This window comes from Mycobacterium sp. NGS26 (genome assembly GCF_059813025.1).
The window spans coordinates 425607-443147 of sequence record NZ_JCALDU010000002.1 but is presented as its reverse complement, the minus strand read 5'-3'; the positions used below and the strand labels follow the sequence as shown (position 1 = coordinate 443147).

The 17541-nt window shown below is 71.0% G+C and carries 22 protein-coding genes; 3 read left to right on the top strand and 19 right to left on the bottom strand.

The genetic code is table 11. From position 1 onward, the window contains the following. Positions 1 to 117 precede the first annotated feature (117 nt). The 11 genes from pdxT to AC5Y6X_RS08295 all read right to left on the bottom strand — a co-directional run bounded on the left by pdxT (position 118) and on the right by AC5Y6X_RS08295 (position 10497). Positions 118 to 714, bottom strand: coding sequence for a pyridoxal 5'-phosphate synthase glutaminase subunit PdxT (gene pdxT, locus AC5Y6X_RS08345; RefSeq protein WP_499985790.1), 597 nt, complete (start codon positions 712 to 714; stop codon positions 118 to 120). Further along, positions 711 to 1556, bottom strand: coding sequence for an acyl-CoA thioesterase II (gene tesB / locus AC5Y6X_RS08340; RefSeq protein WP_499985789.1), 846 nt, complete (start codon positions 1554 to 1556; stop codon positions 711 to 713). Before tesB ends, pdxT begins: the two co-directional genes overlap by 4 nt. Before the next feature lie 9 nt (positions 1557 to 1565). Continuing rightward, a complete protein-coding gene (gene pdxS, locus AC5Y6X_RS08335) occupies positions 1566 to 2477 on the bottom strand; it encodes a pyridoxal 5'-phosphate synthase lyase subunit PdxS (RefSeq protein ID WP_499985788.1) in 912 nt (303 codons plus the stop codon). A gap of 53 nt (positions 2478 to 2530) precedes the next feature. Continuing rightward, the gene (locus AC5Y6X_RS08330; protein ID WP_499985786.1) at positions 2531 to 3568 is read right to left on the bottom strand and encodes an NUDIX hydrolase; all 1038 of its coding nucleotides are present in this window, start codon (positions 3566 to 3568) and stop codon (positions 2531 to 2533) included. After that, positions 3568 to 4692, bottom strand: coding sequence for a glycosyltransferase family 4 protein (locus tag AC5Y6X_RS08325; protein WP_499985785.1), 1125 nt, complete (start codon positions 4690 to 4692; stop codon positions 3568 to 3570). Before AC5Y6X_RS08325 ends, AC5Y6X_RS08330 begins: the two co-directional genes overlap by 1 nt. Next, positions 4692 to 5612: a phosphatidylinositol mannoside acyltransferase gene (locus AC5Y6X_RS08320; RefSeq protein WP_499985784.1), complete on the bottom strand. Its 921-nt coding sequence runs from the start codon at positions 5610 to 5612 to the stop codon at positions 4692 to 4694. Before AC5Y6X_RS08320 ends, AC5Y6X_RS08325 begins: the two co-directional genes overlap by 1 nt. After that, positions 5609 to 6259 (bottom strand): phosphatidylinositol phosphate synthase, encoded by a 651-nt coding sequence (gene pgsA, locus AC5Y6X_RS08315; RefSeq protein WP_499985782.1) that lies wholly within the window; start codon positions 6257 to 6259, stop codon positions 5609 to 5611. The genes AC5Y6X_RS08320 and pgsA overlap by 4 nt, the downstream gene beginning before the upstream one ends. A 7-nt stretch (positions 6260 to 6266) precedes the next feature. Then, a complete protein-coding gene (locus AC5Y6X_RS08310) occupies positions 6267 to 6842 on the bottom strand; it encodes an ATP adenylyltransferase (RefSeq protein ID WP_499985781.1) in 576 nt (191 codons plus the stop codon). After that, positions 6835 to 8889 carry a threonine--tRNA ligase gene (thrS, locus tag AC5Y6X_RS08305; RefSeq protein WP_499985780.1) on the bottom strand — a complete coding sequence of 685 codons (2055 nt, stop codon included), beginning with the start codon at positions 8887 to 8889 and terminating at the stop codon, positions 6835 to 6837. The genes AC5Y6X_RS08310 and thrS overlap by 8 nt, the downstream gene beginning before the upstream one ends. A gap of 88 nt (positions 8890 to 8977) precedes the next feature. Beyond that, positions 8978 to 9601 (bottom strand): PaaI family thioesterase, encoded by a 624-nt coding sequence (locus tag AC5Y6X_RS08300; RefSeq protein ID WP_499985778.1) that lies wholly within the window; start codon positions 9599 to 9601, stop codon positions 8978 to 8980. Positions 9602 to 9621: 20 nt separating this feature from the next. After that, complete coding sequence (locus AC5Y6X_RS08295) at positions 9622 to 10497, bottom strand: aldo/keto reductase (protein ID WP_499985777.1); 876 nt, start codon at positions 10495 to 10497, stop codon at positions 9622 to 9624. A 23-nt stretch (positions 10498 to 10520) separates the two neighbouring features. On the opposite strand from AC5Y6X_RS08295, the gene AC5Y6X_RS08290 reads away from it, so the two are divergent. Then, the gene (locus AC5Y6X_RS08290; RefSeq protein ID WP_499985775.1) at positions 10521 to 11021 is read left to right on the top strand and encodes a DUF1990 domain-containing protein; all 501 of its coding nucleotides are present in this window, start codon (positions 10521 to 10523) and stop codon (positions 11019 to 11021) included. Between the two features lie 18 nt (positions 11022 to 11039). Here AC5Y6X_RS08290 and AC5Y6X_RS08285 read toward each other — a convergent pair whose 3' ends face one another. After that, positions 11040 to 11483: an Rv2617c family stress response/phage resistance protein gene (locus AC5Y6X_RS08285; protein ID WP_324680286.1), complete on the bottom strand. Its 444-nt coding sequence runs from the start codon at positions 11481 to 11483 to the stop codon at positions 11040 to 11042. A 106-nt stretch (positions 11484 to 11589) separates the two neighbouring features. Between AC5Y6X_RS08285 and AC5Y6X_RS08280 the strand changes: the two genes are divergently transcribed. Further along, positions 11590 to 12285, top strand: a complete 696-nt coding sequence (locus AC5Y6X_RS08280; RefSeq protein WP_499985773.1) for a helix-turn-helix transcriptional regulator — start codon at positions 11590 to 11592, stop codon at positions 12283 to 12285. On the opposite strand, the gene AC5Y6X_RS08275 is transcribed toward AC5Y6X_RS08280, so the two are convergent. The 5 genes from AC5Y6X_RS08275 to fdxA are packed head-to-tail and all read right to left on the bottom strand — an operon-like array spanning position 12260 to position 15037. Continuing rightward, positions 12260 to 13207 carry an NAD(P)H-dependent flavin oxidoreductase gene (locus tag AC5Y6X_RS08275; protein ID WP_499985771.1) on the bottom strand — a complete coding sequence of 316 codons (948 nt, stop codon included), beginning with the start codon at positions 13205 to 13207 and terminating at the stop codon, positions 12260 to 12262. The genes AC5Y6X_RS08280 and AC5Y6X_RS08275 overlap by 26 nt on opposite strands. Positions 13208 to 13209: 2 nt before the next feature. Then, complete coding sequence (locus tag AC5Y6X_RS08270) at positions 13210 to 13557, bottom strand: cupin domain-containing protein (protein ID WP_324680292.1); 348 nt, start codon at positions 13555 to 13557, stop codon at positions 13210 to 13212. 34 nt (positions 13558 to 13591) lie between these two features. Then, a complete protein-coding gene (locus AC5Y6X_RS08265; protein ID WP_324680294.1) occupies positions 13592 to 14017 on the bottom strand; it encodes a hypothetical protein in 426 nt (141 codons plus the stop codon). After that, positions 14014 to 14673 (bottom strand): helix-turn-helix transcriptional regulator, encoded by a 660-nt coding sequence (locus AC5Y6X_RS08260; RefSeq protein ID WP_499985769.1) that lies wholly within the window; start codon positions 14671 to 14673, stop codon positions 14014 to 14016. The genes AC5Y6X_RS08265 and AC5Y6X_RS08260 overlap by 4 nt, the downstream gene beginning before the upstream one ends. Before the next feature lie 7 nt (positions 14674 to 14680). After that, positions 14681 to 15037 carry a ferredoxin gene (fdxA, locus tag AC5Y6X_RS08255; RefSeq protein ID WP_324680298.1) on the bottom strand — a complete coding sequence of 119 codons (357 nt, stop codon included), beginning with the start codon at positions 15035 to 15037 and terminating at the stop codon, positions 14681 to 14683. Between the two features lie 238 nt (positions 15038 to 15275). Between fdxA and AC5Y6X_RS08250 the strand changes: the two genes are divergently transcribed. Continuing rightward, complete coding sequence (locus AC5Y6X_RS08250; protein WP_499985767.1) at positions 15276 to 16115, top strand: class I SAM-dependent methyltransferase; 840 nt, start codon at positions 15276 to 15278, stop codon at positions 16113 to 16115. Positions 16116 to 16148: 33 nt separating this feature from the next. On the opposite strand, the gene AC5Y6X_RS08245 is transcribed toward AC5Y6X_RS08250, so the two are convergent. Together AC5Y6X_RS08245 and AC5Y6X_RS08240 are read right to left on the bottom strand one after the other, a co-directional pair. Next, positions 16149 to 16907, bottom strand: a complete 759-nt coding sequence (locus AC5Y6X_RS08245; RefSeq protein ID WP_499985765.1) for a mannan-binding protein — start codon at positions 16905 to 16907, stop codon at positions 16149 to 16151. Positions 16908 to 16936: 29 nt separating this feature from the next. After that, positions 16937 to 17533 (bottom strand): Rv1363c family protein, encoded by a 597-nt coding sequence (locus AC5Y6X_RS08240; RefSeq protein WP_499985764.1) that lies wholly within the window; start codon positions 17531 to 17533, stop codon positions 16937 to 16939. Positions 17534 to 17541: the final 8 nt, after the last annotated feature.

Sequence of the window (17541 nt, the reverse complement as noted above, 5' to 3'; positions counted from 1 at the left end):
CTGCACCTCTTCTATCTCTGGAAAGTCGCCAGACGAGTCTACGTGGGCGCCGAGTGTGGGCCCTACGCACGTGATCCGCCTGGATTCGTCCATAGCCCCCACAGTCGGCGGAGGCCGTCAGACCTCCCCGTTGACGATGTCGACGAACAACCGGTGGATGCGCCGGTCGCCGGTCATCTCGGGGTGAAACGCCGTCGCCAGCATCGGGCCCTGGCGCACCGCGACGATGTGCCCCGCGGCCCGGGCCAGCACCTGCACCCCGTCGCCGGCCCGCTCGACCCACGGGGCGCGGATGAACACCGCGCGCACCGGGCCGTCGAGGCCCGCGAACTCGATGTCGCCCTCGAACGAGTCGACCTGCCGCCCAAAGGCGTTGCGCCGCACCGTCATATCGATCGCGCGCAGCGGCAGCGCCCGGCGCCCACCGGCGCCGGCGTCCAGGATCTCGCTGGCCAGCAGGATCATGCCGGCGCACGCGCCGTAGGCCGGGAGGCCGTCGGCCAGCCGCGCCCGCAGCGGCTCGAGCAGGTCGAGGTCGAGCAGCAGGTGGCTCATGGTGGTGGACTCCCCGCCGGGGATGACCAGCGCGTCGACCGCGTCGAGCTCGCCGCGGCGGCGCACCGGCATCGAGTCGGCGCCGGCTTCGCGCAGCGCGGCGAGGTGCTCGCGGGTGTCGCCCTGCAGCGCCAGCACGCCGACCTTCGGGGGGCTCACGGTTCGGCGGGCCGGTATCCGCGCTTGTAGCGGGTCAGCCCCTCCTGCATGACCGCCGCGACCATCTCGCCGGTCTGGGTGAAGATCTTGCCCTGGCACAGCGAGCGACCGCCGCTGGCCGACGGCGACGACTGGTCATACAGCAGCCACTCGTCGGCCCGGAACGCCCGCATGAACCACATCGCGTGGTCCAGCGACGCCACCTGCAGGTGCTCGCGCACGTCGAGGTGGGTGACCTGGGCCGAGCCCAGCAGCGTCAGGTCGCTCATGTAGGCCAGCGCGCAGATGTGCAGCACCGGGTCGTCGGGCAGCGGGTCGCGGTGGCGAAACCACACCTGCTGCTGGGAGGCCTTGCCCGGCGACAGTTGCAGGCGATCGCGCGGCACGATGCAGACGTCCCACTCCTCGAACTGCTTGAACCCGGCGTCGTCGAACACCTTGATCGAGTTCAGGCCGGGCAGCCCGTCGGGTGGCGGCGCGGGCGGCATGGGGTCCTGGTGGTGGATGCCCTCCTGGTCGGTCTGGAAGGACGCCCCCATGCTGAAGATGATCTCGCCGTGCTGGATGGCGTTGACGCGCCTGGTCGCGAACGAGCCGCCGTCGCGGGTGCGCTCCACGATGAACACCGTGCGCTCCATGGCGTCCCCGGGCCGCAGGAAATACCCGTGCAGCGAGTGCACCTGGTAGCGCGGGTCGACGGTGCGCACCGCCGACACCAGCGACTGGCCGGCGACGTGGCCGCCGAAGGTGCGCTGCAGGAAACCCGACTCCGGGCTGAACACGCTGCCGCGGTAGATGTTGACCTCGAGTTGCTCGAGATCAAGGATCTCTTCGATCGCCACGGACTGTTTTTACCAGCCGCGTTCGGCCAGCCGGTGCGGCTGCGGGAGGTGCTCGACGTTGATGCCGACCATCGGCTCGCCCAGCCCGCGCGACACCTTGGCCAGCACGTCGGGGTCGTCGTAGAACGTGGTGGCCTTGACGATCGCGGCGGCGCGGTGCTCGGGCGCGCCGGACTTGAAGATGCCCGAGCCCACGAACACGCCCTCGGCGCCGAGCTGCATCATCATCGCCGCGTCGGCGGGGGTGGCGATGCCGCCCGCGGTGAACAGCGTCACCGGCAGCTTGCCCGCCCGGGCCACCTCGACGACGAGTTCGTAGGGGGCCTGCAATTCCTTTGCGGCAACGTACAATTCGTCCTCGGACAGCGACGTCAGGCGGCGGATCTCGCCGCCGATGGCCCGCATGTGCGTGGTGGCGTTGGAGACGTCGCCGGTGCCGGCTTCGCCCTTGGACCGGATCATGGCCGCGCCCTCGTTGATGCGCCGCAGGGCCTCGCCGAGGTTGGTCGCCCCGCACACGAACGGCACGGTGAACTTCCACTTGTCGATGTGGTGGGTGTAGTCGGCGGGCGTCAGCACCTCCGACTCGTCGATGTAGTCGACGCCGAGGCTCTGCAGGATCTGCGCCTCGACGAAATGCCCGATGCGCGCCTTGGCCATCACGGGGATGGTGACGGCGGAGATGATGGCCTCGATGATGTCGGGGTCGCTCATCCGCGACACCCCGCCCTGGGCGCGGATGTCGGCGGGCACGCGCTCCAGCGCCATCACCGCGACGGCGCCGGCGCCCTCGGCGATGCGGGCCTGCTCCGGGGTGACGACGTCCATGATGACGCCGCCCTTGAGCATCTCCGCCATGCCGCGCTTGACCCGCGCGGTCCCGGTCTGGTTCGACTCCACTGGCTTGCTCTGTTCGTCCATTGCGCCTCCACTCTAGTGGTGCGCGACAAGCGAGTTTCGCTCGTCGTCCCCGTTCAGCGGATCGACTCGAGCGCGCCGGGGGCGTGGGCGTCGTCGGCGAGCCGGATGGCCGCGGGCAGCAGTTCGCCCAGTTGCAGCGGGTACACCTGCTCGCCGGCCGCGGTCAGCCGCGCGATCTCGCCGGCGTCACACCAGCGGGCGCCGTGGATGTAGCGGCGTTCCAGCTCGGTGCGGCCGGCCAGCGACGGCTCGAACCGCCGCGTGCGGCACACCAGGTAGAACTCCTCGCTGTCGATCAGGGTGCCGTTGAACTCGAACACCTCGTCGCGCCGCCACACGGGTCCGATCATGTCGGACGCCGCCACCCGCAGGCCGGTTTCCTCGGCCAGCTCCCGCGCGGCGGCCTCGGCCAGCCGCTCGCCGGGGCGCACCTCGCCGCCCACGGTGAACCACCACCTCGGCGCGACGCCGTCGCCAAATCCGGGGTTGGCCGGATCCGAACCGCACAGCAGCAGCACCGCGCCGGTCTCGTCGAGCAACACCACCCGCGCCGAGGTGCGGTGGTTGAGCGGGCCGTGATCGCCGTGGGCCAACCCGTGCGAGCGTTCGACGATCTCGAAATAGCTTGGCAGCGCGGCCGTTCCGCCCAGCCGGAAGGCACGCACCAGGCGCCGCTCGGCCAGCGCGAGGGTGTCGCGCACGGCGTCGTTGTGGAAGCGGCGGGCCAGCAGCAGGCGGGCCTCGGCGTCGGCCAGCTCGGCGATCAGGCCCGCCGGGAGCGCCGCCGGGTCCACCATCGCCAGCGCGGCCGACAGCTCGTTCTCGGCGTTCTCGCGCGCCTGCCGCGGCGCGCGCTCGGCGGCGTCGGCCAGGGCGGCCAACCGCTTGCCCTCCGGCGCGCCGCCGTAGGCGTCGATCGCGACGGCGCGCGCCACCACCGCGCGCCGCGCCAGCGCGCCGTCGAGCGCCTGCCAGGACAGGTCGTAGCGGACGTTCAACCGGTCCAGCCGGTTGGCCGTCTGATACGCCCAGGCGCCGAACACCGCCAGCACCACGACCAGCGCGATGACGGCGGCGACCAGCCAGATCATCAACTGGCCACCTGGACCTTGGCCCCCGACCCGGCGACCGTCTCGTAGACCCGCATGATCTGGCCGGCCACCACCGACCAGTCGTAGCGGCGGACCGCGTCGGCGGCGGCCGCCACGTAGCGCTGCCGCAGCACGTCGTTGTCGAGGACCTCGATCAGCGCGTCGGCCAGCGCGCCGGGCTCGCCCACCGGCACCAGGCTGCCGACCTCGCCGTCGCGCAGCACCCGGCGGAACGCGTCGAGGTCGCTGGCCACCACCGGGGTGCCGGCGGCCATCGCCTCCACCAGCACGATGCCGAAGCTCTCGCCGCCGGTGTTGGGCGCGCAGTAGACGTCGGCGCTGCGCATGGCCGCGGCCTTGCCGGCGTCGTCCACCAGCCCGAGCAGGCGGATGTGCCCGGCCAATTCGCCCGCCCGCTCCCGCAATTCGTCCTCGTCGCCGTGCCCGACGATCAGCAGCTGCACATCACCGAAACGCTCCACCACCCTGGGCAGCGCGTCGAGCAGCACCGACATGCCCTTGCGCGGCTCGTCGTAGCGGCCCAGGAACAGCACCGTCTTGCCCGGGCGCGGATACCCGTCCAGCGGCGCCGCCGAGGCGAGCGAGGCGACGTCGACCCCGTTGGGGATCTCCACCGCGTCGGAGCCCAGCGCCTCCATCTGCCAGCGCCGCGCCAGGTCGGACACCGCGATCCGGCCGACGATCTTCTCGTGCCAGGGCCGCAGCACGCCCTGAAAGACCGACAGCGTCAGCGACTTGGTGGTCGAGGTGTGAAAGGTCGCCACGATCGGCCCCTCGGCGACCCGCAGCGCCCACATCGACAGGCTGGGCGCGTTCGGCTCGTGCAGGTGCAGCACGTCGAATTCGCCCTGGGCGAGCCACTTTCGGACCCTGCCGTGCACCGCCGGGCTGAACTGCAGCCGCGCCACCGACCCGTTGTACGGGATCGGGATGGCCCGGCCGGCGGAGACGACGTAGTCGGGCAGCGACACGTGCGGCGAGGCCGGCGCCAGCACGCTGACCTCGTGCCCGCGGGAGCGCATCACCTTGGCGAGCTGCAAGACGTGCGACTGCACCCCGCCCGGCACGTCGAACGAGTAGGGGCAGACCATCCCGATCCGCATCAGGCGTCCCTCAGCCGGGCCCGCCGGGCGTCGGACAGATCGGCCAGCCATTGCGGCTGCAGCATGTGCCAGTCCGCCGGGTGGGCGGCGATGCCCTCGGCGAACTTGTCGGCCAGCGCCTGGGTGATGACGCGCACGTCGCCGCTGCCGCAATCCAGCGGCGGATGGATCGAGAAGCCCCAACCCCGGTCCTCGAACCAGCAGTGCACCGGCAGCAGGGCGGCGCCGGTCGCGATCGCGAGCTTGGCCGGCCCGGCCGGCATCCGGGTGGCCTCGCCGAAGAAGTCGACCTCGACACCGCTGCGGGTGAGGTCGCGCTCGGCCATCAGGCACACCGCCCGGTTGTCCCGCAGTCGCTCGCACAGCACCTCGAACGGGGGCCGGTCGCCGCCCGACAGCGGCAGCACCTCGAAGCCGAGGCCTTCGCGGTATCCGATGAAACGCCGGTAGAGGGACTCGGGTTCGAGCCTCTCGGCGACGGTGGTGAAGGTGCCGTGCGTCTGGGCCAGCCACACTCCGGCCATATCCCAGTTTCCGCTGTGCGGCAGGGCCAGCACCACCCCGCGGCCCGCGGCCAGCGCCTTTTCCAGGTTCTCGGTCCCCCGGAACGCCTCGTCCAGCTGCCGCGCCAGCGCGCCGTGGTCCATCGACGGCAGCCGGAACGCCTCCCGCCAGTAGCGGCCGTAGGAGGCCAGCGACGCGCGCATCAGCTCGTCGGGCACGTCGGCCGGGGCCACGCCGATGACGCGGGCCAGGTTCTTGCGCAGCTGCTGGGGCCCGCCGTGGCGGGCCGCGTAGCGCGCCCCGGTGTCGAACGCGGTGCGCGCCGCGAATTCCGGCATCGCGCGCACCGCCATCCAGCCGGCCGCGTACGCCCAGTCGGTCGCGTGCGCCCCGATCGCGTTCAGGCCCGGGATCACGGCTCGCTCGTTCCGGCAGGCATGGGGTCGATCGCCCCCGGCGACGTCCGCGCCGTGTGCAGCCGCTGCACGCAGGTGACGAGGCTGGCCGCGGCCAGCAGCCACATCGCGACCGGCAGCGCCCACGGCAACGGGTACCCCGGCAGGTCCGACAGGCCGGCGCCGACCAGCACGATGATCAGCCGTTCCGGCCGTTCGATGAGGCCGCCGCCGCCGCGCAGCCCGCTGGCCTCGGCCCGGGCCTTGAGATAGGAGATCACCTGCGAGGTGACCAGGCAGATCAACGTCGCGACCGCCAGCAGCTTGTCGTGCAGGCCGAACGCGACCCACCACAGCAGCCCGCAGAACACCGCGCCGTCGCTGACGCGGTCGCACGTCGCGTCGAGCACCGCGCCGAACCGGGTGCCGCCGCCCCGCTCGCGGGCCATCGCGCCGTCGAGCATGTCGAACAGGACGAAGAACCAGACCACCAGCGTGCCGGCGAACAACTTGCCCATCGGGAAAAGCGTGAGCGCGCCGGCGACCGCGACGAGGGTGCCCAGGACGGTGACGGCGTCCGGCGTCAGGCCCATCCGCAGGCACGCCCTGGCCACCGGCGTGCTGATCCGCGTGAATGCCGCGCGGGACAGGAAGTGCACCTTGCTCATCAGCGCCTCATGAGTCTTGCCGGGCCCACTCCGTGGCCAGCAGCTGGCGGGTCTCGCGCAGCAGCTGCGGGATCACCTTGGCGCCACCGACGATGGTGATGAAGTTCGCGTCGCCGCCCCATCGCGGGACGACGTGGACGTGCAGGTGCTCGGCCAGCGACCCGCCCGCCGAGGTGCCCAGGTTCATCCCGACGTTGAAGCCGTGCGGGCGCGACACGCTCTTGATGACGCGAATCGCCTTCTGCGTGAACGCCATCAGCTCCGCGCTCTCCGCCTCGGTCAGGTCCTCGAGCTCGGAGACGCGCCGATACGGCACCACCATCAAATGCCCGGGGTTGTACGGGTACAGGTTCAGCACGGCGTAGACGAGCTCGCCGCGGGCGACCACCAGCCCGTCCTCGTCGGGCAGTCGGGGGATGTCGCTGAACGGCTGCTCGGCGCCGGAGTCGTCGCGCTTCATCGGCGACTCGGCCAGGTAGGTCATCCGGTACGGCGTCCACAGCCGCTGCAGGTGGTCGCTTTGGCCGACGCCCCTGTCGAGGATGGTGTTGTCGGTGCGCTCGGCGCGCTTCTCGTCACTCATTGCCGACCACTTTCACCAGTTCGGCTGTGGGAGCGGCGTTCTCGCGGTCGGCTATCCACTTGACGATGGCGTCGACCGCGCTGTCGCGGGGCACGCCGTTGATCTGCGTGCGGTCGCCGAAGCGGAAGCTCACCGCCTCGGCGGCCACGTCGCGGTCGCCGGCCAGCAGCATGAACGGCACCCGCTGGCCGGTGTGGTGCACAATCTTCTTGGCCATCCGGTCGTCGCTGCCGTCCACCTCGACCCGCACCCCGTGCGACTTCAGTTGGGCGGCAACGCCTTCCAGGTAGGCGACGTGCTCGTCGGCGACCGGGATGCCGACCACCTGGACGGGCGCCAGCCACGCCGGGAACGCCCCCGCGTAGTGCTCGGTGAGGATGCCGAAGAACCGCTCGATCGACCCGAACAGCGCGCGGTGAATCATCACCGGGCGCCGGCGGGCCCCGTCGGGGGCGGTGTACTCCAGCTCGAAGCGCTCGGGGAAGTTGAAATCCACCTGGATGGTGGACATCTGCCAGCTGCGGCCCAGCGCGTCGCGGGCCTGCACCGAGATCTTCGGGCCGTAGAACGCGGCGCCGCCGGGGTCGGGCACCAGGTCCAGGCCGGACTCGCGGGCGACGTCGGCCAGGGTGGCGGTGGCCTCCTCCCACACTTGTTCGGAGCCGACGAATTTGTCGGGGTCCCGGGTGGACAGCTCCAGGTAGAAGTCCTCCAGCCCGTAGTCGCCGAGCAACTCGAGCACGAACCGCAGCAGCGACGCCAGCTCGTCGTGCAGCTGTTCGCGGGTGCAGAAGATGTGCGCGTCGTCCATGGTGAACCCGCGCGCCCGGGTCAGGCCGTGCACCACGCCGGACTTCTCGTAGCGGTACACCGTGCCGAACTCGAAGAGCCGCAACGGAAGCTCGCGATAGGAACGCCCGCGCGACGCGAAGATCAGCGTGTGCATCGGGCAGTTCATCGGCTTGAGGTAGTAGTCCTGACCCGGCTTGCGCACGCTGCCGTCGTCGTTGTATTCGGCGTCGAGGTGCATCGGCGGGAACATGCCGTCGGCGTACCAGTCCAGGTGGCCCGACGTGTGGAACAGCTGCGCCTTGGTGATGTGCGGGGTGCTGACGAACTCGTAGCCGGCCTCGATGTGCTTGCGCCGCGAGTACTCCTCCAGCTCCCGGCGCACGACGCCGCCGCGGGGGTGGAAAACCGCCAGGCCGGAACCGATTTCGTCGGGAAAGCTGAACAGGTCCAGCTCGGCGCCCAGCTTTCGGTGATCGCGGCGCTGGGCCTCCTCGATCAGCTCCAGGTGACGGTCGAGCGCCTCCTGCGACTCCCACGCGGTGCCGTAGATGCGCTGCAGGCTGGCGTTCTGCTGGTCGCCGCGCCAGTAGGCCGCGGAGCTTCTGGTCAGCTTGAACGCGGGGATGTGCTTGGTGGTGGGGATGTGCGGGCCGCGGCACAGGTCGCCCCAAACCCGTTGCCGGGTGCGGGGATTGAGGTTGTCATAGGCGGTGAGCTCGTCGCCGCCGACCTCCATGACGTCCGGGTCACCCGACTTGTCGTCGACGAGTTCGAGCTTGTAGGGCTCGTCGGCCAGCTCCTGGCGGGCCTGCTCCTTGGACGCGTAGACCCGCCGGTCGAAGAGCTGTCCCTCCTTGACGATCTGGCGCATCCGCTTCTCCAGCGCCGCCAGGTCCTCGGGCGTGAACGGCTCGGCCACGTCGAAGTCGTAGTAGAAGCCGTCGGTGATGGGCGGCCCGATGCCCAACTTGGCCTGCGGGAACATGTCTTGCACGGCCTGGGCCAGCACGTGCGCGGTCGAATGCCGGATGACGCTGCGACCCTCGTCGGTGTTGGCCGCCACCGGGATCACCTCGGCGTCCGCGTCGGGCACCCAGCTCAGGTCGCGCAGCTTTCCCTCGGCGTCGCGCACCACCACGATCGCGTCGGGCGTGCCGCGCCGCGGCAACCCCGCGTCCGCGACCGCGGCGGCCGCGGTCGTCCCGGCGGGCACCCGGATCGGGGCTGCCGGGGCGGGGTTTGCGGGGGCGCTCATCGCGTTGGGTCTCCAGGGTCTGGTGAGGTGATCGACCTTCCGATAACGAAGCCATGCTATCGGGGCCAGGCCGCCTCAGGAGGCCGCCTCAGGGCTGGCCAGGCTTGAGCCGCACGAACAGCGCGTCGGCTTCGGTCAGCAGGGTGTCGCCGTCGCTCAGCCGCCCCGACACGAAGATCTTGCGGCCCTGGACCCGATCCACTCCGGCGTCGATCTGTAGTTCCTTCTCGATCGGCACGATGTGGCGGTAGTCGATCTTGAGGTAGGCGGTGCGCTGACGGCGGCCGCCGGTGGCCACCACGGACGTCAGCCCGAGCACCGTGTCGAACAGCAAGCCGAGCGCCCCGCCGTGCACGGCGCCGTTGCGGCCCAGGTGAAATCGGGCGAAGCGGGCCCAGCCGTGGATCCGGCCGTCGTCGCCCTTACGCGCCGACATCGGGATGGTCAGGATGTTGCCGCGCATCGGCAGGTCCATCCGGCGGCCCGACGGCGACTGCCATTCGTCGCTGTCGAACGGGCTCAGCAGCGCCGACACCTTCTCCAGCTGGTCCGCGGCCTCGGTGATCACCTCGTCGGGCGCGTCGACGGCGCGGGCGTGATCCTGCAGCCGGCGCACGGCGTCGATGAACCGGCCGTAGTCGGGCCCGCCCTTGGTCGTCGGTTCCGGCGGATTGAACCCACCGCCGGGGTGCCGGGCCTGTTCGCTGGTCACCCGGACACCGTATCCAGGCCTCAGACCGTCTGCTGACCCCCGGCCGCCGACAGGCTCTCGAACTCCTCGTCACTCAGCGTGATCTCGGCGGCGGCGACGTTTTCCTCCAGGTGCGCCACCTTCGACGTGCCCGGGATCGGCAACATCACCGGCGACCGTTTCAGCAGCCAGGCCAGCGCCAGTTGCGACGGCGTCGCGTCGTGCTCGCCGGCGATGCGTTGCAGCGGGCCGTCCGGGGCGGCCAGCGGCCCGGCGGCCAGCGGGAACCACGGGATGAAGCCGATGCCCTGGCCGGCCGCGAAATCCAGCAGCGGCTCGGCGCCGCGCGACGTCAGGTTGTACATGTTCTGCACCGACACGATCTGCGTGATCTGCTGGGCTTCCTTGAGTTGGTCGACGTCGATCTCCGACAGGCCGATGTGGCGGATCTTGCCCTCGTTCTTCAGCGCGAGCAGCTCGCCCACCTGGTCGGCCAGCGGGAAGTTGCGGTCGATGCGGTGCAGCTGGAACAGGTCGATGGTGTCGACGCCCAGGCGGCGCAGGCTCATCTCGCATTCCTGGCGCAGGTAGCTCGGATTGCCCAGCGGGATCCAGATGTCCGGGCCGGTGCGCAGCAGCCCCGCCTTGGTCGCGATCACCACGCCGTCGTAGGGGTGCAGCGCCTCGCGGATGATGTCCTCGGATATGTAGGGCCCGTACGAGTCCGCGGTGTCGATGAAGTTCACGCCGAGTTCGACCGCGCGCCGCAACACCCGCACGCATTCGTCGCGGTCGGCGGGCGGGCCCCACACGCCGTCGCCCGTCAGGCGCATGGCGCCGAAACCGAGGCGGTTGACGGTCAGGTCGCCGCCGAGGGTGAACGTTCCGGATGCTTGGGCAGGAGTCTGGCTAGTCACGAGTACGACCGTACGCTGAGGGCGTGGACCTTGAAGCGCTGGAAGGACTTCCGCTGACGTATTCGGAGGTGGGCGCGACCGCCGCCGGCCCGCCGCCCGCGGGATACGGGCACCTGCACACCGAGCGCCAGATCGGCACGGGCCGGCAGCGTTTCGAGCGGGCCGCCGACGCGGTCATGCGCTGGGGCATGCAGCGCGGGGCCGGCCTGCGGGTGCGGGCCAGCTCGGAGGTCGCCGAGGTGGACACGGTGGTGGTGGTGCGAATGGGTTTGTTGCCCGCGCCGTGCCGGGTCGTGTACGTCGTCGACGAGCCGGACATCCGCGGCTTCGCCTACGGCACCCTGCCCGGGCATCCGGAGTCCGGCGAGGAACGCTTCGTGGTGCGCTACGACCCGAGCACCTCCGCGGTGTTCGCGGAGGTGTCGGCGTTCTCCCGGCCCGCGACCTGGTGGAGCAGGGCCGCCGGGCCGCTGGTGGCGGTGGCCCAGCGGGTCATCGCCCGGCGCTACCTGCGCGGGGTGTGACCCGCCGAGCCCGTCGCCTCAGCGGCGAGTGATGCTGCCGCTGTGCACGCCCTGTGCCAGCAGGCCCAGCGCGACGGCGCCGACCAGCAACCCGAAGTCGCGCAACGCCACGTCGTAGAAGCCGGGCCCGGTGACCAGGTCGACGATGATGCCGGCCAGCCAGGCCGCGACCACCCAGGCGCCGAACCGCGGCGCGACCGCCACGATCACCCCGGCCACGATCTCGATCACGCCCACCGCGTACATGAGCTGATCGGCCGTGCCCGGCACCAGATTGTCGATCCACGAGGCCAGATACATGCTCCAGTGATGCGGATGGGTCAGCAGGTTGAAGAACTTGTCCAGCCCCATCACGATCGGCGCGATCGTGAACACCGCGCGCAGGACGAAGTACGCCGAGTACGCCGGATTCTTGAACTGGTCCGCGAGGGCGGGGGCCGCACCGGCCTGTTTCGTAGTCATGGTTTTGCCTCCAATTCCAACTTCATTTCTAACGGATAGTAATTTGTACGTTAGAAGCTGTACACTGTACCGTCAAGAGTTTTATCTGTTAGAAACGGCGGTCGCAGTGAACGAGCTCGAGCGTGACGCCGCGGGCATCGGGGCGCTCGCGGACCCGGTGCGCCTTCGGCTGTATCGGTTCGTGTGCGCGCAGCCGGGACCGGTGAGCCGCGAGCAGGCGGCCGACGCCCTCGGGATACCGCATCACCAGGCCAAATTCCATCTGGACCGGCTGACCGCCGAGGGGCTGCTGCAGAGCGACTACGCGCGCCTGACCGGCCGGTCCGGGCCCGGCGCGGGACGGACCTCGAAGGTGTACCGCAGGGTCCCCCGCGACATCGCGGTCAGCCTGCCGCAACGGGAGTACGAGCTGGCCGGGCGGCTGATGGCCCAGGCCATCGCGGAGTCCGCGGGCAGCGGGGAGCCGGTCGCCGAGGTGCTCAACCGGGTCGCCCACGACTACGGCCGGACGATCGCCGCCACCGAACGGCCGCCCGCCGACGCCGCGGCGGCGCTGGCGCGCGCGGTCGGGCTGCTGAACGAGTACGGCTACGAGCCCCGCGCCGAGGACGGCGCGGTGCAGCTCGCCAATTGCCCCTTCCACGTGCTGGCGCAGGAGCAGACGGAGCTGGCCTGCCACATGAACCACGCGCTGATCACCGGCGTGGCCGAGGCGCTGGCGCCGCACGGTCCCGACGTCCGGTTGCAGCCGGGGCCCGACCGGTGCTGCGTCGTGCTCAGGCCCGCCGCCCCCAGCCGGTGAGCAGACGCTCGGCGCCCGCGCACATCTGCTCGATGACCTCGCCCACCGACGCGTCGTCGCGGATCATCCCCACGCCCTGACCGGCGTCGACCGGCGCGATCCGGCGATCGTCGGCGGCGGTCGCCGCGGCCAGCTCGTCGCAGGCCGACTTGTCCAGCACCTCCTCCTTGCCGGCCCAGCGCGCGACGAAGTCGTTGTCCAGCACGCGCGACGGGAACCGGGCCGGCCACGGCAGGCCGCGGGCGACGTCGAAGACCCGGGTGACCGCGGTGTCGGTGGCGCTCGCCGCGATCAGCGCCCGGCGGCTGCCGTCGCCGGTCAGCGCCTCCGGGCACGCCGCCAGCCGGGTGCCCACCCACGCGCCGCTGGCCCCCGCGGCCAGCACGGCGGCCAGGCTGCGCGGCGAGGCGATCCCGCCGCCGGCCAGCACCGGCACCGACACCGCGTCCAACACCGCGTCGAGCAACGGCAGCGTCGCGAGCTTCACGTCGCCGTGCCCGCCGCCCTCGGCGCCCCGCGCCACCAGAACGTCGACGCCCGCGTCAGCGGCCCGGCGGGCCCCGACGTCGTCGTAAACCTGTGTGGCGGTGGCGATTCCGGCGTCGCGGGCCTTGCCGACCCACGACCAGTCGGTGCCGAAGCTGACCGACAGCAGGGCGGGCCGCGCGGCCAGGGCGTCCTCGAACAGCCCCGCCTCGTTGCGCATCACCCAGTCCACCAGGCCGATCCCGAACGTTCCGCGCACGTGCTCCAGCTGGGCCCGCAGCAACTCCCGCGTCGCGACGCTGCCCATGCCGACCATGCCCAGGCCACCCGCCGCCGTCACCGCGGCGGCCAGCCGCCCGCCGGCGACCCCGCCCATCGGGGCGTTGACGATCGGCACCCGCAGGCCGAAGCTTTCCGACCACGGCGTCGACAGCATGGTCAGTGGGCGGCGCCGGGCTGGCTCTTCAGCACCGTCAGCATGACCACCGAATCCTCGACGGCGTGCAGGGCGTGGCGCTCCGGCGGTATCACGACGTAGTCGCCGGTTTTGCCGTCCCACGCGTCGGCGCCGGCCGTCAGGCGCACGTGGCCCTGCAGCACCTGCAGCGTGGACTCGCCGGGGCTGTCGTGCTCGGACAGGTCGTGTCCGGCGAGCAGGGCCAGCACCGTCTGCCGCAGCTCGTGGGTGTGGCCGCCGTGAATGGTGTGGGCGGCTCGGCCGCTGTGCGAGTTTTTGGCCTCGGACAACTTTTCGGCGGCCAGGCTGGTCAGCGAGAGGGATTCCATGGCGGGTCCTTCGAGGTTCGTCGAACGGGCTGGGTCAGGCGGTCAGTAGCAGTATCCCCGCCGCCACCAAGCCGGCCACCTTGACCACCTCCAGTCCGACATAGGCGTAGTGACCGCGCGAGCGTCGCCCCTCCGATCCGGCCAGCACCTGGTCGGAACGACGGGTGAGCCGGGGACGCACCGCGACCAGCTGGATCGCCAGCGCCCCGAAGGCGACGAAGAACGCCACCGCGACGCGCGCGGGGGTGGGGCCGGCCACCACGATCGCGAGCAGGACGAGGGCGAAGCAGACCTCGACGGTGTTGAGCGCGCGGAAGACCAGGCGCCCGATGCCGAGCCCGATCTGCAACGTGACGTTGGGCGCGCGGAACTTCAGCGGCGCCTCCAGGAACGAGATGGCCAGCACCATGCCGAGCCAGACGAAGGTGACGGCGACGGCGATCGCCGGTCCGGTGCTCACTTCGCGGCGACCTTCAGGTGGGCCAGGCAGAGATCCGGTTCGACGAACTCGTCGAGCGCCTCGACAGCGACCGGGGCTCCCCAGGTTTCCATGGCTCCCTGCATCAGCCCGAGGTGCACGGGGCAGATGACGTCGGTCCGGTTTTCGGCGACCTCCAGGAACGGGCAGTGCCGCAGGCCGACCTGCTGCTCCCCGCCGGCGGTGCGGCGCTCGGGGGCGAAGCCGAGATCGTCGAGCACGTCGACCAGGTGGTCGATGGCGTGCTCGGCGCTGGTGGCGTCGGTGGGCTGGGGTTCCAGCTTCCGTCCCCACGCCCGCCCCGCGGCCAGCGCCTTGGCGCGCGGATCGCGCTCGGCGGCGAACGCCGCGGTCAGGATCTCGGCGAGCAATCGGTAGTGCCGCGTCCCGCCGCGGTCCATCTGCCGGACCGCCTGGAACATCAGCGGCGGGCGGCCCGGGCCCTTGCGCCCCGGCTCGACCTGCTCCACCTGACCGTCGCCGACCAGGCTGTCGAGGTGGAAGCGGACGGTGTTGGGGTGCACGCCCAGCTCCTCGGCGATCGCGACGATGCTCATCGGGCGCGGGGACGCCCGCAGCACGCGCAGCACCTCGCGGCGGCGGCCGACCGATTCCCCGGCAAAGGCCTGCGAGCTCACCGGCGTCTCACGCTCCTTCGGGGTCGTCGGCGGGCGGCTGCGCGGCGACCAGTGGTGTGTCGACGCCGAGCGGGCCTATCTTGGCGGCCCCGCCCGGGGATCCCAGCGGTTCGTCGCGGCCCGGCAGGGTCTCGGTGAAGAACGCTTCGTTGTCGGCCAAGTACGGTTTCAGCTCCTCGGGCAGGTCGTCCTCGTAGTAAATCGCATCGACCGGGCATACCGGCTCGCACGCGCCGCAATCCACGCATTCGTCGGGATGGATGTACAGCGCGCGGCCGCCCTCGTAGATGCAGTCCACCGGGCATTCGTCCACGCAGGCCCGGTCCATCACGTCGATGCACGGCTTCCCGATCACGTATGTCATGCGCTAGAGTTTACACAAGACAAGTTGTGAAAACCAAGAAATCGACGAGAGAGTGCGGACGGCTGACCACCGAAACGGATACGATCGACCTCTCCCCCGGCGCCCCGCTGTGGTTGCCACGACGCTCGCGCCGGCAGTTCGCTGCCGGACCCGAAGGATTGCGATACCTCACCGTGCACAAACGACGTCAAGCGTTGGTCCTGCAGTTCCTGGAAAGCCCTGCGCGGCAGGCGGTCTGATGACCGGACAGCGCACCGGCTCGCAGCCCCTGCCGGCATCGACCCGCGCCGACGACAGCGTCGCCGGCCACTGGCTGCTGGCGCGGCTGGGCAAGCGGGTGCTTCGCCCCGGCGGCGTCGAGCTCACCCGCACGCTGCTGTCCCGGGCGGAGCTGGCCGACGCCGACGTGGTCGAGCTGGCGCCGGGCCTGGGCCGCACCGCCGCCGAGATCCTGGCCCGCGGCCCGCGGTCGTACGTCGGCGCCGAGGGCGATCCCGACGCGGCCAACGTGGTGCGCGGCGTGCTGTCCGAACTCGGGTCGGCCAACGGGTCCGTCCGGGTGACCGACGCGGCCGACACCGGATTGCCCGACGCCAGCACCGACGTCGTCGTCGGCGAGGCGATGCTGACCATGCAGGGCGACGCCGCCAAGCACGCCATCGTCGCCGAGGCGGCGCGGGTGCTGAGGCCGCGCGGGCGCTACGCGATCCACGAGCTGGCGCTCACGCCGGACACCGTCTCCGAGGAGGTCAGCACCGACATCCGGCGGGCGCTCGCCCGGGCGATCAAGGTGAACGCGCGCCCGCTGACCATCGCGGAATGGTCGCGGCTGCTGGCCGACCACGGGCTGGAGGTCGACCACGTCGCGACCGCGCCGATGGCGCTGCTGCAGCCGCGGCGGGTGATCGCCGACGAGGGGCTGCTCGGGGCGCTGCGCTTCGCCAAGAACGTGCTCACCAACCGCGACGCCCGCAAGCGGGTGCTGACGATGCGTCGCACGTTCCGCAAGCATTCCGAGCGGTTGACCGCCGTCGCGATCGTGGCCCGCAAGCCGGACGCGGGTGCGGGCGCTCCGTAGGGGGGTAATTTCTCACGCCCGGTGGCCCCGTCGCTAGGTCCCGCCGAACTCGGGGCGCAGGACCGTGCCGAGCGCGGATAGCGGGATGTGCGGTTCGACGGTGCCGCCGTCCATCGACCATTGCTCGATCTGACCGTACTGAACCGGAGAGTCGTGGCCGACCGGATAATCCGGCATGTACAGGATCAGCTCGTCGGGGGTCAACGCCCATGCCTTGTAGCCGCCCGAGAACACCTTGTCCGGGGTCCAACGATCGACGGTGAACGGGTAGGTGCCGGGCGAGTGCTGCCACGCGGCGCGGTCGAGCGCCTGCCTGACGAATGGTTCGGCCAGCGGCGGAATCGCCGTCAGCGGGTCGGTGCCGGCCTTGGTGATGTCGGCGAGTTGCAGCCGCTCGCCGCCGGCCATGTCGAATGTGAAGGTGCGGTACGCGTTGCTGAAATTCGGCCCGTCGGCGTGATAGTCCTCGTGGAACGCCACGCTCAGCGCGCGCCCGTGCGTAAACACCTGGTAGTTCTCCTCCCCCCAGCTGTCCTGGACCATCGAAGCGCCCTTGGTTCGCCAGTTGTTCATCAGGTCGCGCAGGTATTCGCGAATCACCGGGCCGGTGGTGGGGTTGTCCACCAGGTCGCCGGGCACGGCCATCTTGATGTCTCGGGTCGCCTTCCTTTCGGATTGCACCGCGGTGTGGCAATACCGCCCGTCCCAGTCCCCCCCGAGTTCGCCGCAGAACGCCTGAGCCGACGCGGACGCGGCCGGTGCCCTCAGCACCGCGGCCGCAAGCACCGCCATGATGGCCGTGATCCGGGCCGGGCACGGCACTAGGGCAACTCGACTTTGCTTGCCAGCCACCGTCCGTCGACCCTTTCCATGGTCATCTTCATCCGGCTCCGATCGACGCGGCCGTCCGGGCGCGCGGTGTTGCTGACCGTCTGGTCGACCATCAGCAACACGACCACCCGGTCCCTGGTTTCGGATTGGATCGCGGAATCCACGACAATGCCGTGCGCCGTGGCCTTGTTGTCGATCAGCAACTGGCGAAGCTGCCCGCTGGCTTTGGTGTACGTGTCCTTGAATTCGCCTGTGGCGCCGCTTAGTACGGCGGCGAAGTTCTGGTCCAGCTGGCCGGAGTCGATGCTCGTCAACACCTGGGCGTAGTTGATCGCGGTCTGCTGGGCGGCCCGCCCCGCCTGGCTTACGGCGTGTTCGTCCCACAACTTGGCGCCCAGCGCGGCGGCGGTCCCGAAGGCGCCGGCGAACACGACCATCACCACCGCGATGCGCGCATAACGCTTCCAGGGCCGGCGGGCGCGGCGGGCATGGCCCGGGTCGGGCGCAGCGGCGGGTGGCGCCTCGCCGTCGGGCGGGTCTTCGACGTCCTGCGTGGTGGCGGGTTCTTGGTCGGCGGTGGTGGTCACGGTGATCT

What these genes read in the sequence shown, in the direction of transcription:
- pdxS (WP_499985788.1), bottom strand. Translation starts at nt 2,477, where the DNA reads ATGGACGAACAGAGCAAGCCAGTGGAGTCGAACCAGACCGGGACCGCG.
- AC5Y6X_RS08330 (WP_499985786.1), bottom strand. Translation starts at nt 3,568, where the DNA reads ATGATCTGGCTGGTCGCCGCCGTCATCGCGCTGGTCGTGGTGCTGGCG.
- AC5Y6X_RS08325 (WP_499985785.1), bottom strand. Translation starts at nt 4,692, where the DNA reads ATGCGGATCGGGATGGTCTGCCCCTACTCGTTCGACGTGCCGGGCGGG.
- pgsA (WP_499985782.1), bottom strand. Translation starts at nt 6,259, where the DNA reads ATGAGCAAGGTGCACTTCCTGTCCCGCGCGGCATTCACGCGGATCAGC.
- AC5Y6X_RS08310 (WP_499985781.1), bottom strand. Translation starts at nt 6,842, where the DNA reads ATGAGTGACGAGAAGCGCGCCGAGCGCACCGACAACACCATCCTCGAC.
- thrS (WP_499985780.1), bottom strand. Translation starts at nt 8,889, where the DNA reads ATGAGCGCCCCCGCAAACCCCGCCCCGGCAGCCCCGATCCGGGTGCCC.
- AC5Y6X_RS08285 (WP_324680286.1), bottom strand. Translation starts at nt 11,483, where the DNA reads ATGACTACGAAACAGGCCGGTGCGGCCCCCGCCCTCGCGGACCAGTTC.
- AC5Y6X_RS08275 (WP_499985771.1), bottom strand. Translation starts at nt 13,207, where the DNA reads ATGCTGTCGACGCCGTGGTCGGAAAGCTTCGGCCTGCGGGTGCCGATC.
- AC5Y6X_RS08270 (WP_324680292.1), bottom strand. Translation starts at nt 13,557, where the DNA reads ATGGAATCCCTCTCGCTGACCAGCCTGGCCGCCGAAAAGTTGTCCGAG.
- fdxA (WP_324680298.1), bottom strand. Translation starts at nt 15,037, where the DNA reads ATGACATACGTGATCGGGAAGCCGTGCATCGACGTGATGGACCGGGCC.
- AC5Y6X_RS08250 (WP_499985767.1), top strand. Translation starts at nt 15,276, where the DNA reads ATGACCGGACAGCGCACCGGCTCGCAGCCCCTGCCGGCATCGACCCGC.
- AC5Y6X_RS08245 (WP_499985765.1), bottom strand. Translation starts at nt 16,907, where the DNA reads ATGGCGGTGCTTGCGGCCGCGGTGCTGAGGGCACCGGCCGCGTCCGCG.